Here is a 13,603-nt window from a genome sequence, read left to right on the forward strand (position 1 = left end):
TCTTAGTCCTCCACTACCCAAGTGTCTTTGGTGCCGCCGCCCTGGGACGAGTTCACCACCAGCGAGCCTTCGCGCAGTGCCACGCGGGTCAGCCCGCCGGGCACCAGGCGCGTTTCCTTGCCCGACAGCACGAACGGACGCAGGTCGATGTGGCGCGGCGCGATGCCGCTCTCGACAAAGGTCGGGCACGTGGACAGGCTCAAGGTCGGCTGGGCGATGTAGGCTTCGGGACGGGCCTTGAGGCGCGCGCGGAAATCTTCGATCTCCGCCGCGCTGGCGGCCGGCCCGACCAGCATGCCGTAGCCGCCGGAGCCCTGGGTTTCCTTGACCACCAGATCCGGCAGGTTGGCCAGCACATGGGACAGGTCCTGGGGCTTGCGGCACTGCCAGGTGGGCACGTTCTTCAGGATTGGTTCTTCAGTGAGGTAGAAGCGGATCATTTCGTCGACGTAAGGGTAGATCGACTTGTCGTCGGCCACGCCTGTGCCGACCGCGTTCGCCAGCACCACGTTGCCCGCACGGTAAACAGCGATCAGCCCGGGCACGCCCAGCATCGAATCGGGGTTGAACGACAGCGGGTCGAGGTAGGCGTCGTCAAGGCGACGGTAAATCACGTCCACCTGCCGAGGCCCGGCGGTGGTGCGCATATACACGTGGTCGTCCCGCACGAACAGATCGGCCCCCTCCACCAGCTCCACGCCCATTTCACGGGCCAGGAAGGCGTGTTCGAAATAGGCACTGTTGAAGCGTCCCGGCGTCAGCACCACGGCGGTGGGGTTTTCCAGGGGGCTTGAGCTCTTGAGGGTGTCGAGCAGCAGGTTCGGGTAATGATCGATGGGGGCCACGCGCTGGGCGGCGAAGAGCTCGGGGAACAGGCGCATCATCATCTTGCGGTCTTCGAGCATGTAGCTCACGCCGCTGGGCGTGCGCAGGTTGTCTTCCAGCACGTAATAGCTGCCGTCACCGTCGCGAACCAAGTCGACACCGGCGATATGGGCGTAGATGCCCCGGTGCAGGTTCAGGCCCTGCATCGCGATCTGGTAGCCCTCGTTGGCGAGCACCTGCTCGGGCGGGATGATCCCTTCCTTGAGGATGTGCTGCCCATGGTAGATGTCGGCCAGGAACATGTTCAGGGCCTGGACCCGCTGGATGCAACCACGCTCGACCATCTGCCATTCACTGGCCTTGATGCTGCGGGGAATGATATCGAAGGGGATCAGGCGCTCGGTGCCCTGCTCGTCCCCGTAGAGGGTGAAGGTGATGCCAGCCCGATGGAACAGCAGGTCGGCTTCGCGGCGGCGTTGCTCCAGCAGTTCAAGCGGGGTGTCCGCCAGCCAGCGCGAGAAGGCTTGGTAATGCGGGCGGCAGTCACCCTTTGCGTCATACATTTCATTAAAAAAAGCGTGGGGCATAGCCAACTCCCAGCCGCGTTCTACACGGCATTTCTTATCACTTCGTCATTCCGACGGTTCGGCCTTGCCTTGCTTTAAACCCTGCTTGATTGCGTACGGTCCTGGAATTGCCCTCTGTTGCTCTTGATGGATGGCGTGTCCTGGCCTGAAAGGCCGGGTTTTCAATACTTAGCAAAGGGTGTGCCTAAGCGTGACGGTGTCACGTACTGGATAGAAGAAGTATTGCAAAACCGCAAAAAGGCGAAATTATTTTTCGATCTAGCGACATTAACGACCATAAATGCGGGCGCCCTTTCTCTCGAACGGGGCTTGAAAGGCTCTTGAGGGGGTGGAAGGAGACAACCGTGCCCCACAAGAGGGAAGTTTTTACTCATTCATCCACGGCTAACCCTTCACGCGCCGCACTCAACCCCAAGCAGTGAAAACCTGAACGCACTGCAACGTTGCAGGAAAATGCACGGATTCATACCGTCGCCCCAGCTTGAAGCAGCACGGCCGTTCACCTCAAGTCAATGCGCCCTCGACACTGGCGACGATCATCTCCAGGTCTGTGGGCAGGTAACCTCGCTTGACCACCAGGTTTTCCTCTCGGCCTCGCGCCCTCCAAGTAGGCAGTTCAGCCACCGGGATGCGCTGGTAGAGAAGATTGGTATTGGTCGCCCCGGTCCATTTGGTCGTTCGCGCGATCTGTTCATTGCCGGCGTTTTCGATGAATCGAGTGCGCATGCCCAGCAAAGCCGCGGCATCCATCGCACCGCTGCGCATGCCCAGGTGCACCAGTTTGCAATTCCATTCGGCACTTTTCATGCGCAGGAAAATGGCATATTCGGCAGCACGGTTCGGCCCGATTATTTTCTGGTTGGGGTTGCCGTTGTCCAACTTCCAATACTCCCCCCAGACCTGAAGATTGGCTCGGGACACGGGACCGTCAGCTTGGTCGAGTTGCCCCAGGTGGGTCGTCAGCTTCTCGTTGAGGTCCCGGTTTGTCCTCGGGCGTCCGACCACGATGACGTTACAACCTTTTTTCAACAGCCGGTGACACACCTGCCCCAACCCCGTCCAACTGTCGTCCAACTCGGGATGGGCGCCGCCGTCCTTGCCGCTGAAGCGGGTCCAGACAATGACGTAGCTCTGGCCCTTGACCACCCCTTTGAGCGCCAGGAACTTGTCGAGGCGATACGCCCAGTAGCGATTGGTATTGGGATCGACATTGTCCCACTTGGCGATGCTGCCCTTGCCGTCGCCACTGAGCACCGACGCTGCGACATCGGTGGTGGCGCCGCCCACGGGGCACAGTTTTGCGCCGTTGGCGACGCCGGCCAGGAATCCCAGTACCGCGTCGGTGAAGGGTGGCAGCGCACTTTTATTGATCCTGGCGTCGACCACCAGGCGACACGTCTCGCAGGCAGCCTTGGCATCGGTGACCAACACCGGCAACAACCGAGCGGCCTTTACCCCACAGGAAGTGCCATAGAACTTGACCAGCCGCTTGGCCGCCGCCTCGTCAGCGGCCGCGTAGAGCAAGATCAGTCGTGAGCAGAGGTCATGGCGCAATGCGGCGCCGACAGCGAACTGATCACCCGACATGTACGCGCCCTGGTAGTAATAAGTGCACTTCTGGCCGACGAATTGCGCCGGTGTGTTTTTCCGCGCATCGGTGAACAGCGAGCCACCTGTGGCATTCGCCTCGTCCAGCATGTCCTGGTACTTGCGTTTGTCCTGGTCCCGCAAATAAAGCGCCAGGGCATCCAGACACTGGTTGATGCTTTGATTGGCCTCGACCAATGGAGGGGGCCCCACCCGCCACTTGAGGGGAAAGGCTTGAGTGGGCTGCGACAGCGCCTGCACGGCCGCCTCGGTCGTCGGAAAGCAAACCTCCAGATCGCTCCCCAGGAAGCGCTTGATAAGGGCTTCGTGGGGTTTGAGCATCACGTAAGTTTGGCCCATCAACGACCAGGCTGAGATTGAGTTATCGGCGACTTTGAAGGGCATCCTTCCTCCCCCGGGACACGTTGCAGGGTTATCCGAAAACAAACGGGTGTCCGCGCACCAAGCGTAGACCAATTCCCCTTGGGGTCGCGGGCAAGCTGCCTTCGGTCGCCTCCCGAGCACAAACTCGCCGTGGGGATTTGCGCCATCAGTATTATGGTATACCATCATACGCACAGACACTCTTACCCTCACAACGGAGCAGCTCATGAGTTTCGAAATTCGTAAGATCGTCAGCTATGTCGAAGAAACGTTCATTGAAGGCGGCAAGGCCACCGACAAACCGGTGACCATGGTCGGGCTGGCGGTCGTGATGAAAAATCCCTGGCTGGGTCGCGGTTTCGTCGAAGACCTGAAACCGGAAATCCGCGCCAACTGCTCCGACCTCGGCGCACTGATGGTCGAGCGCCTGGTAGGTATCATCGGCGGCGCCGAGAAGATCCAAGCCTACGGCAAGGCCGCGGTGGTCGGTGCCGATGGCGAAATCGAGCATGCCTCCGCCGTGATCCACACCCTGCGCTTTGGCAACCATTACCGTGAAGCGGTCAAGGCCAAGAGCTACCTGAGCTTCACCAACAAGCGCGGCGGCCCTGGCACTTCGATTCAGATCCCGATGATGCACAAGGACGACGAAGGCCTGCGTTCGCACTACATCACCCTGGAAATGCAGATTGAAGACGCCCCACGCACCGACGAAATCGTCGTGGTGCTGGGCTGCGCCGATGGCGGCCGCCTGCACCCGCGCATCGGCAACCGCTACATCGACCTGGAAGAGCTGGCCGCCGAGAATGCGCAGTGATCCAGCCTGGGCAACCACAATAAAAAGGCATGCAGGAGCGCTCCATGATTCGGCTCACCGCTGAACTCACCCCGGCCGGCACCAGCTACCTGGCAACCGGCCAAGGCCAACCCGTGGTCTTGATCCATGGCGTGGGCCTGAACAAAGAAATGTGGGGTGGCCAGGTCGTTGGCCTGGCCACGCAATACCGGGTGATTGCCTACGACATGCTCGGCCATGGCGCCAGCCCCCGTCCGCAAAGCGGTACCGCGCTGCTGGGCTACGCCGACCAGTTGCTGGAGCTGCTCGACCATTTGCAACTGCCCCAGGCAACGGTGATCGGCTTTTCCATGGGTGGCCTGGTGGCCCGTGCGTTTGCCTTGCATTACCCGCAGCGCCTGCAAGGCCTGGTAGTGCTCAACAGCGTGTTCAACCGCAGCGCCGAACAGCGCGCCGGGGTCATCGCCCGCACCGCCCAGGCCGCCGAGCATGGGCCGGACGCCAATGCCGAGGCGGCGTTGTCACGCTGGTTCAGCCGTGAATACCAGGCCGCCAACCCGGCACAGATTGCCGCGTTGCGCCAGACCCTGGCGCAGAATGATCCCCAGGGCTACCTGACCACCTATGAATTGTTCGCCACCCAGGACATGTACCGCGCCGATGACCTGGGCAATATCCAGGTGCCGACGCTGATCGCCACCGGCGAACTGGACCCTGGCTCGACACCGGAAATGGCCCGGCAATTGGCCGAGCGCATTCCCGGCGCCAGCGTTGCCGTGCTCGCCGAACAACGGCATATGATGCCAGTAGAGTCGCCGCGCCTGGTCAACCAGCTGTTGCTGGAGTTTCTCGACACCGCAAACGCCCGGCAAAACCAAATAAAGGGGATCGTTGCATGACACTCGCACGTTTTTCGATGTGCATCGGCGGTGAATGGGTAGATGCGCTCTCCGGCAAGACCTTCGAAAGCCTGAACCCGGCCCTGGCTCAACCCTGGGCCGAATTGCCCGACGCCGACGAAGCCGATGTCGAGCGCGCCGTCCAGGCGGCACAGAGCGCTTTCGAAAACCCGGCCTGGCGCGGCTTGACGGCCACCGCACGGGGCAAGTTGCTGCGTCGACTCGGAGACCTGATCGCCGAGAACAAGGAACAATTGGCCCAATTGGAAAGCCGCGACAACGGCAAACTGATTCGCGAAACCCGCGGCCAGGTCGGCTACCTGCCGGAGTTCTTCCACTACACCGCAGGCCTGGCCGACAAGCTCGAAGGCGGCACCCTGCCCCTCGATAAGCCGGACCTGTTCGCCTATACCGTGCACGAAGCCATGGGCGTGGTCGCGGCGATCATTCCCTGGAACAGCCCGCTGTACCTGACCGCGATCAAGCTTGCCCCGGCCCTGGCGGCTGGCAACACCATCGTGATCAAACCGTCCGAGCACGCCTCGGCCACGGTCCTGGAGCTGGCCCGTCTCGCCTTGGAAGCCGGCATTCCACCGGGGGTGGTCAACGTCGTCACCGGTTACGGCCCCAGTACCGGCGCGGCCCTTACCCGCCATCCGCTGGTGCGCAAGATCGCCTTCACCGGCGGCGCTGCCACGGCGCGACATGTGGTGCGCAGCAGCGCCGAAAACTTCGCCAAGCTGTCACTGGAACTGGGTGGCAAGTCACCGAACATTATCTTTGCCGACGCCGACCTGGACAGTGCGATCAACGGGGCGATTGCCGGGATTTATGCGGCATCCGGCCAAAGCTGCGTGTCCGGTTCGCGCTTGCTGGTGCAGGACGAAATCTATGACGAATTCGTCTCGCGCCTGGTCGAACGGGCCCAACGCATCCGCATCGGCAACCCACAGGAAGACGCCAGCGAAATGGGCCCCATGGCCACCGCGCAGCAACTGGCCGTGGTCGAAGGCCTGGTGGCCGACGCCATCGCCGAAGGGGCGCGCCTGCGCCTGGGTGGCAAGCGTCCACAGAACCTGGGCGACGGCTGGTTCTATGAACCGACCCTGTTCGAATGCGACCGCAACTCGATGAAGATCATGCAGGAAGAAGTCTTCGGCCCAGTGGCCTCGGTGATTCGATTCAAGGACGAAGCCGAAGCCCTGGCGATCGCCAACGACTCGCAGTTCGGCCTCGCCGCCGGCATCTGGACCCGCGACCTGGGCCGTGCCCATCGACTGGCCCGGGATGTGCGCTCCGGGATCATCTGGGTCAACACTTACCGTGCGGTGTCGGCCATGGCACCCATCGGTGGTTTCAAGAACAGCGGCTATGGACGCGAGAGCGGCATCGACTCGGTGCTGGCCTATACCGAACTGAAAACGGTGTGGATCAACCTGTCCCAGGCGCCCATGCCTGATCCGTTCGTGATGCGCTAGGAGTCCTGAGAAATGATCGAACCCGGCATCTACAAAGAAGTCATGAGCTCCTTCCCATCCGGCGTCACGGTGGTCACCACCTTGGACCCGGACGGCAATATCGTCGGCATCACCGCCAGTGCGTTCAGCGCGCTGTCGATCGACCCGGCGCTGGTGCTGTTCTGCCCCAACTACGGCTCCGACACCTACCCGGTCCTGCGCGACAGCAAACAGTTCGCGATCCACCTGCTATCCGCCGACCAGACCGCCGAAGCCTATGCCTTTGCCGGTAAAGGCAAGGACAAGGCCAAGGGCATCGATTGGCACCTGAGCGAACGGGGCAATCCGTTGCTGAGCAAAGCCACGGCGATCATCGAGTGCGAACTGTGGCGCGAATACGACGGCGGCGACCACGCGATCATCGTCGGCGCAGTGAAAAACCTGATCCTGCCCGAGCAGCCGGTGACGCCGATGATCTACCACAAAGGCAAGCTGGGCCCGCTGCCCACGCTGGCCTGATGGCCATACCCTCTCCTGTGGGAGCGAGCTTGCTCGCGATAGCGGTGTATCAGTCACAGCCTTGTTGGAGGTGCTGCCGCCATCGCGAGCAAGCTCGCTCCCACAGGTCCATCAACTTTTCAGGGAGCCCCCATGAGCAATGAAAAATACGAACAAGGCCTGAAGATCCGCACCCAGGTACTGGGCCAGGACTACGTCAACCGTTCCATCGAGAACGCCGACGATTTCACCCGGCCACTGCAGGAAATGGTCACCGAGTATTGCTGGGGCCACGTCTGGAGTCGCGAGGGCTTGTCGCTCAAGGAGCGCAGCATGATCAACCTGGCAATGATCTCGGCGCTCAATCGCCCGCATGAACTCAAGCTGCATGTGCGCGGCGCCTTGCGTAACGGCCTGAGTCGTGAGCAAATACGCGAAATTCTGCTTCAGGTCGGTATCTATTGTGGCGTCCCCGCTGCCGTGGACAGTTTCCGGCTTGCCCGTGAAGCCTTCGCCGAAGCCGATGCCGATGCCGAGGCCCCCAGTCAACCCTCGGCTGTTTGATCTGAACGTGCACGGATGTTGCCCGTTTGGCATGGACAGCCATATTACAGAGCGGACCCCATGAAACGCCTGCCACTCGACGACAGCTTCAAGGTCAATCGCAACCCCGTTACCCTGCGCGAGATCGTGCTGGATAAACTGCGAAGCGCCATCATGAACTTCCAGCTTCTGCCGGGCGATCGCCTGGTCGAACGCGATCTGTGCGATCGCCTGGGTGTGAGCCGCACGTCGGTACGCGAAGCGCTGCGCCACCTGGAATCCGAAGGCCTGGTGGAGTTTGCCGATGCCAAGGGGCCGCGGGTCGCCATTATCACTTTGGCCGACGCCGTCGATATCTATGAGCTGCGTTGCGTGCTCGAAGGCCTGATCGTCCAGCTGTTCACCCTGCGCGCCAAGGCCAAGGACATCAAGGCCCTGGAAAAAGCCCTCGCGGAGAACCGCAAGGCCCTCAAGGAAGGCGAACTGCAACAAGTCATCGATTCGGTACAAGGCTTCTACGACGTGCTGCTCGAAGGCTCCGGCAACCATGTCGCCGCCACCCAGCTGCGCCAGTTGCAGGCACGCATCAGCTATTTGCGGGCGACCTCGGTGTCCCAGGAAAACCGTCGCGGCGACAGCAACCAGGAGATGGAACGCATGGTCGAGGCGATCAAGAGCGGCGATCCCCTGGCGGCCCACCAGGCCTGCGTCGATCACGTGCGCGCCGCGGCCAAGGTCGCCCTGGAATACCTCAAGCGCAAACAGGAAGAGACCGGTGAAATCCCCGAGATCATCCCGCCCATCGCCCTCAAAGAACCGCGCATAGGTCGCTAGCCATGTTCAGCCCGAGCTTTTGTCCAAAGTGCGGCGGCAGTGACCTCGATCACCGCCTGCCAGCGGGCGATACCCATGAGCGACTGATGTGTGGCGGTTGCGGCTACATCCACTACGTCAACCCGAAGATCATTGCCGGCTGCATCATCGAGCAGGACGGCAAGTACCTGCTGTGCCAGCGCGCCATCCCGCCACGCCCGGGCACCTGGACTCTGCCGGCCGGCTTCATGGAAGGCGGTGAAACCACCGAACAGGCGGCGCTGCGCGAAGTCTGGGAAGAAACCGGCGTACGCGCTGAAATCGTCTCGCCCTACTCGATCTTCAGCGTGCCGAAGATCAGCGAGGTGTACATCATCTTCCGCGCCACCGCGGTGGAGATCACCGGTCAGTTCGGCCCGGAAACCCTCGCCTGCCAGTTCTTCGCCCCCGAGGATATTCCTTGGGACAGCATCTACTACCCGGCCATCCGGCAGATCCTCGAACGTTATATCGAGGAACGCCAGGCCGGGGTCTATGGCATCTACATGGGCAACGACGACAGCGGCAAGATTCACTTCATCCGCTGACGGGCGCCACGCCCTCGACAATGATCACCTCGGCCCGGGCCACGCCTTCGCGATGATGCCTGGCCGCCTGATACTGCGCCGAGTGATAGCAGGCCAGCGCCTGTTCGTAAGAGTCGAACTCGATCACCACGCTGCGCTGCGGCGTGGCCCGGCCTTCCATCGCTTCGCTGCGCCCGCCCCTGGCCAGTATTCGTCCGCCATATAACGCGAAGGCCGCCGGTGCCCGCTGGGTGTATTGGCTGTATTGATCGGGGTCGGTGACATCCACGTGTGCAATCCAGTACGCCTTCATAGTGACCTCTCGGTTTATTTTGTATTATGGTATACCACAATAGATCTCCAGCAAGCCTTCATCAAAACACAGAGAGCCCGTCATGGCCTTTAACAGCATTCAGGAAATCATCGAAGACTACCGCCAGGGCAAGATGGTATTGCTGGTGGATGACGAAGACCGGGAAAACGAAGGCGATCTGCTGCTGGCCGCCGACTGCTGCGACGCCCAAACGATCAGCTTCATGGCCCGCGAAGCCCGTGGGTTGATCTGTCTGACGTTGACTGACGAGCACTGCCAGCGCCTGGGGCTTGAGCAGATGGTGCCGAGCAATGGCAGCGTGTTCAGCACCGCGTTCACGGTTTCCATCGAGGCCGCCACTGGCGTGACCACCGGTATTTCCGCCGCCGACCGGGCTCGCACCGTCGCCGCCGCCGTGGCCATCGATGCGGGGCCCAACGACATTGTGCAGCCGGGGCATATCTTCCCGCTGCGGGCCAAGGAAGGCGGTGTCCTGACCCGTGCCGGGCACACCGAAGCCGGTTGCGACCTGGCGCGCCTGGCAGGTTTCACGCCGGCGTCGGTGATCGTCGAAGTGATGAACGATGACGGCACCATGGCCCGCCGGCCGGACCTGGAGATTTTCGCCCGCAAGCACGGGATCAAGATCGGCACCATCGCCGACCTGATCCACTATCGCCTGAGTACCGAGCACACCGTGGTGCGTATCGGCGAACGGGAACTGCCCACGGTACACGGCACCTTCCGCCTGTTCACCTTCGAAGATCGCATCGAAGGCGGCGTGCACATGGCGATGGTGATGGGCGACATTCGCCGGGAAGAACCGACCCTGGTGCGGGTGCATGTGATCGATCCGTTGCGGGACCTGGTGGGTGCCGAATACAACGGCCCGTCCAATTGGACGTTGTGGGCGGCCTTGCAGCGGGTGGCCGAGGAAGGTCGCGGCGTGGTGGTCGTGCTGGCCAACCACGAATCCTCCCAGGCGCTGCTCGAGCGCGTACCGCAACTGACCCAGCCGCCACGACAATTCAGCCGCTCCCAGTCGCGCATCTATTCTGAAGTGGGCACCGGCGCGCAGATTCTCCAGGACCTGGGCGTCGGCAAATTGCGGCACTTGGGACCACCACTCAAGTACGCGGGGCTGACGGGGTATGACTTGGAAGTGGTGGAGAGCATTCCCTTCACCGGATAAGCCTGAGGCCCACCCAAATCTCCTGTGGGAGCGAGCTTGCTCGCGATAGCAATGGACCTGCCAGCCTGAATGTTGACTGACACACCGCTATCGCGGGCAAGCTCGCACCCACAGGGTTCGCCCCAGCAATGACAAGGAAAAATCTGCCCTCGGACAGATAGCCGGTACGGCAAAATGCTTGCAGAAAGTTTGGAATACCATAATATGATATTCCATAGACCGAATGATTCAGCCAAGTGCGCCCACAAGGGAAAGCACCAATAACAGCCCTTGGCACGGTCGCCTTTAGAGGCCAGATGGACCTACTGCTCCCGATAGGCGGGCATTACCAAGCCCGCTCAAAAACACAACAAATGAGGGCGTGAAAATGGTGTTGAAGAAAAGTGCAGCCGCAATTCTTTTTGCCGGCTTGCTGAGTGTCACCAGCCAGGCGACGATGGCCGCTGAAAGCGTCAACTTCGTCAGTTGGGGCGGCAGCACCCAGGACGCGCAGAAGCAGGCTTGGGCCGACCCGTTCAGCAAGGCCAGCGGCATCACCGTGGTCCAGGACGGCCCCACCGACTACGGCAAGCTCAAGGCCATGGTCGAAAGCGGTAACGTGCAGTGGGACGTGGTCGACGTCGAGGCGGACTTCGCTCTGCGTGCCGCGGCCGAAGGCCTGCTCGAACCCCTCGATTTCTCAGTGGTGCAGCGCGACAAGATCGACCCACGCTTTGTCTCTGACCATGGCGTCGGCTCGTTCTACTTCTCTTTCGTCCTCGGTTACAACGAAGGCAAGCTCGGCGCCGGCAAGCCGACGGACTGGTCCGCGCTGTTCGACACCAAGACCTATCCCGGCAAACGCGCCCTGTACAAATGGCCAAGCCCAGGCGTGCTGGAGCTGGCGTTGCTGGCCGACGGCGTCGCGGCAGACAAGCTCTATCCGCTGGACCTGGACCGCGCCTTCAAGAAACTCGACACCATCAAGAAAGACATCGTCTGGTGGGGCGGCGGCGCTCAGTCCCAACAGTTGCTCGCGTCCGGCGAAGCCAGCATCGGGCAGTTCTGGAACGGCCGGATCTATGCCTTGCAACAAGACGGCGCTCCGGTCGGCGTAAGCTGGAAGCAGAACCTGGTCATGGCCGACATCCTGGTCATCCCGAAGGGTTCGAAAAACAAGGCCGCCGCCATGAAATTCCTGGCCAACGCCAGCAGCGCCAAGGGCCAGGCCGACTTTTCCAACCTGACCGCCTACGCCCCGGTCAACGTCGACAGCGTTGCACGCCTGGATTCGGTGCTCGCCCCCAACTTGCCGACCGCCTACGCCAAGGATCAGATCACGCTTGATTTCGCGTATTGGGCCAAGAACGGTCAGGACATCGCGACACGGTGGAACGAATGGCTGGTCAAATGAAAATGTCGGCAACGACCTCCCCTCGCACCGGGAGCGCCATTGGCGCTGCCGGTGCGGTACAGGCCAAGGCGGCGACGCAAACCCCGTCGCTGGCACAGCGCTGGCGCGGGGCCGGTAACCTGGTCCCTGCCCTGCTGTTCCTCGGTCTGTTCTTCTTGGCGCCGTTGATCGGCCTGCTGCTGCGCGGTGTGCTGGAGCCGGTGCCCGGGCTGGGCAACTACGAGCAATTGTTCGCCAACTCGGCCTATGCCCGAGTGCTGTTCAACACCTTTTCGGTGGCCGGGCTGGTCACACTGTTCAGCCTTCTGCTGGGTTTTCCCCTGGCCTGGGCCATCACCCTGGTGCCCCGTGGCTGGGGGCGCTGGATGCTGAACATCGTGCTGCTGTCGATGTGGACCAGCCTGCTGGCCCGCACCTACTCCTGGCTGGTGCTGCTGCAAGCCTCCGGAGTGGTGAACAAGGCGTTGATGGCGCTGGGCATCATCGACCAGCCGCTGGAGATGGTGCACAACCTCACCGGCGTGGTGATCGGCATGAGCTACATCATGATCCCGTTCATCGTCCTGCCGCTGCAGGCAACCATGCAGGCCATCGACCCGATGATCCTGCAGGCCGGCTCCATCTGCGGCGCCAGTCCCTGGACCAACTTCTTCCGGGTATTCCTGCCACTGTGCCGGCCGGGGCTGTTCTCCGGCGGGCTGATGGTGTTCGTGATGTCCCTCGGTTACTACGTGACCCCGGCACTGCTGGGCGGTGCGCAGAACATGATGCTGCCGGAATTCATCATCCAGCAGGTGCAATCGTTCCTCAACTGGGGCCTGGCCAGTGCCGGCGCCGCCTTGTTGGTGGCGATCACCCTGGTGCTGTTCTACTTCTACCTGAAGCTCCAGCCGGAATCCCCGGTGGGCGCCAGCAACTCGAGGTAAGCCGCCATGCTCCTGACTCCCAATGCCATGAGCCGGCGCATGCGGTTCGGCCTGTATTTCACCACCGGCCTGATCGCGCTGTTCCTGCTGTTGCCCATCGTGTTCATCGTGCTGCTGTCGTTCGGTTCGTCCCAATGGCTGGTCTTCCCACCGCCGGGCTGGACACTCAAATGGTACGGCCAGTTCTTTTCCAACCCTGACTGGATGAACGCGGCACTGACCAGCCTCAAGGTCGCGGTGCTGACCACCGTCTGCGCCGTGGCACTGGGCCTGCCGACAGCGTTTGCCCTGGTGCGCGGGCGCTTCCCGGGCCGGGAAATGCTCTATGGCCTGTTCACCCTGCCGATGATCGTGCCGCTGGTGATCATCGCCGTGGCGGTGTATGCGCTGTTCCTCAAGCTCGGCTACACCGGGACGATGTTCGCGTTCGTGGTCAGCCACGTCATCGTCGCACTGCCGTTCACCATCATCTCGATCATCAACTCGCTCAAGCTGTTCGACCAATCCATCGAGGACGCTGCAGTGATCTGCGGCGCCTCACGCCTGCAAGCGGTGTTCAAGGTGACCTTCCCGGCCATTCGCCCGGGCATGGTCGCCGGTGCCCTGTTTGCGTTCCTGGTGTCGTGGGACGAAGTGGTGCTGAGCGTAATGATGGCCAGCCCGACCCTGCAAACCTTGCCCGTCAAGATGTGGACCACCCTGCGCCAGGACCTGACGCCTGTGATCGCCGTCGCTTCGACGTTGCTGATCGGCCTCTCGGTCTTGGTGATGGTGATCGCCGCCGCCTTGCGTCGGCGCAATGAAATCAGCGCCTGAGCGCCTAG

At 61.9% G+C, this 13,603-nt stretch carries 14 protein-coding genes; 11 read left to right on the forward strand and 3 right to left on the reverse strand.

Annotated elements, in window-relative coordinates:
• Positions 1-2: 2 nt before the first annotated feature.
• A complete protein-coding gene (locus tag ACZ5M5_RS16410; protein WP_003201697.1) occupies positions 3-1,412 on the reverse strand; it encodes a circularly permuted type 2 ATP-grasp protein in 1,410 nt (469 codons plus the stop codon).
• A 504-nt stretch (positions 1,413-1,916) separates the two neighbouring features.
• Complete coding sequence (locus ACZ5M5_RS16415) at positions 1,917-3,404, reverse strand: hypothetical protein (protein WP_464737625.1); 1,488 nt, start codon at positions 3,402-3,404, stop codon at positions 1,917-1,919.
• A 205-nt stretch (positions 3,405-3,609) separates the two neighbouring features.
• Here ACZ5M5_RS16415 and ACZ5M5_RS16420 point away from each other — a divergent pair, with 205 nt between their 5' ends.
• The 7 genes from ACZ5M5_RS16420 (at position 3,610) to ACZ5M5_RS16450 (ending at position 8,976) form a co-directional block, all read left to right on the forward strand.
• The gene (locus ACZ5M5_RS16420) at positions 3,610-4,200 is read left to right on the forward strand and encodes an amino acid synthesis family protein (protein WP_464737626.1); all 591 of its coding nucleotides are present in this window, start codon (positions 3,610-3,612) and stop codon (positions 4,198-4,200) included.
• 44 nt (positions 4,201-4,244) lie between these two features.
• Positions 4,245-5,078, forward strand: a complete 834-nt coding sequence (locus ACZ5M5_RS16425; RefSeq protein WP_060742198.1) for an alpha/beta fold hydrolase — start codon at positions 4,245-4,247, stop codon at positions 5,076-5,078.
• A complete protein-coding gene (locus ACZ5M5_RS16430) occupies positions 5,075-6,556 on the forward strand; it encodes an aldehyde dehydrogenase (protein WP_464737627.1) in 1,482 nt (493 codons plus the stop codon). The genes ACZ5M5_RS16425 and ACZ5M5_RS16430 overlap by 4 nt, the downstream gene beginning before the upstream one ends.
• 12 nt (positions 6,557-6,568) lie before the next feature.
• Positions 6,569-7,054, forward strand: a complete 486-nt coding sequence (locus tag ACZ5M5_RS16435) for a flavin reductase family protein (protein WP_060742196.1) — start codon at positions 6,569-6,571, stop codon at positions 7,052-7,054.
• A gap of 132 nt (positions 7,055-7,186) precedes the next feature.
• Positions 7,187-7,597, forward strand: a complete 411-nt coding sequence (locus ACZ5M5_RS16440; RefSeq protein WP_464737628.1) for a carboxymuconolactone decarboxylase family protein — start codon at positions 7,187-7,189, stop codon at positions 7,595-7,597.
• 60 nt (positions 7,598-7,657) lie between these two features.
• A complete protein-coding gene (locus ACZ5M5_RS16445; RefSeq protein ID WP_103309674.1) occupies positions 7,658-8,410 on the forward strand; it encodes a GntR family transcriptional regulator in 753 nt (250 codons plus the stop codon).
• Between the two features lie 2 nt (positions 8,411-8,412).
• The gene (locus ACZ5M5_RS16450) at positions 8,413-8,976 is read left to right on the forward strand and encodes an NUDIX hydrolase (protein ID WP_060742194.1); all 564 of its coding nucleotides are present in this window, start codon (positions 8,413-8,415) and stop codon (positions 8,974-8,976) included.
• Here the strand turns inward: ACZ5M5_RS16450 and ACZ5M5_RS16455 are convergent.
• Positions 8,966-9,268, reverse strand: coding sequence for a DUF1330 domain-containing protein (locus ACZ5M5_RS16455; protein ID WP_464737629.1), 303 nt, complete (start codon positions 9,266-9,268; stop codon positions 8,966-8,968). The two genes, ACZ5M5_RS16450 and ACZ5M5_RS16455, sit on opposite strands and share 11 nt — an antisense overlap.
• Before the next feature lie 82 nt (positions 9,269-9,350).
• Between ACZ5M5_RS16455 and ribBA the strand changes: the two genes are divergently transcribed.
• From ribBA to ACZ5M5_RS16475, 4 genes are all read left to right on the forward strand, one after another.
• On the forward strand, positions 9,351-10,460 hold the full coding sequence (gene ribBA, locus ACZ5M5_RS16460; protein ID WP_060742192.1) for a bifunctional 3,4-dihydroxy-2-butanone-4-phosphate synthase/GTP cyclohydrolase II: 1,110 nt from the start codon (positions 9,351-9,353) through the stop codon (positions 10,458-10,460).
• Positions 10,461-10,827: 367 nt separating this feature from the next.
• Positions 10,828-11,853: an ABC transporter substrate-binding protein gene (locus ACZ5M5_RS16465; RefSeq protein WP_060742191.1), complete on the forward strand. Its 1,026-nt coding sequence runs from the start codon at positions 10,828-10,830 to the stop codon at positions 11,851-11,853.
• Positions 11,850-12,779: an ABC transporter permease gene (locus ACZ5M5_RS16470; RefSeq protein ID WP_464737630.1), complete on the forward strand. Its 930-nt coding sequence runs from the start codon at positions 11,850-11,852 to the stop codon at positions 12,777-12,779. Before ACZ5M5_RS16465 ends, ACZ5M5_RS16470 begins: the two co-directional genes overlap by 4 nt.
• A gap of 6 nt (positions 12,780-12,785) precedes the next feature.
• Positions 12,786-13,595: an ABC transporter permease gene (locus tag ACZ5M5_RS16475; protein WP_003201669.1), complete on the forward strand. Its 810-nt coding sequence runs from the start codon at positions 12,786-12,788 to the stop codon at positions 13,593-13,595.
• Positions 13,596-13,603: the final 8 nt, after the last annotated feature.

This window comes from Pseudomonas sp. Van50, assembly GCF_055390755.1.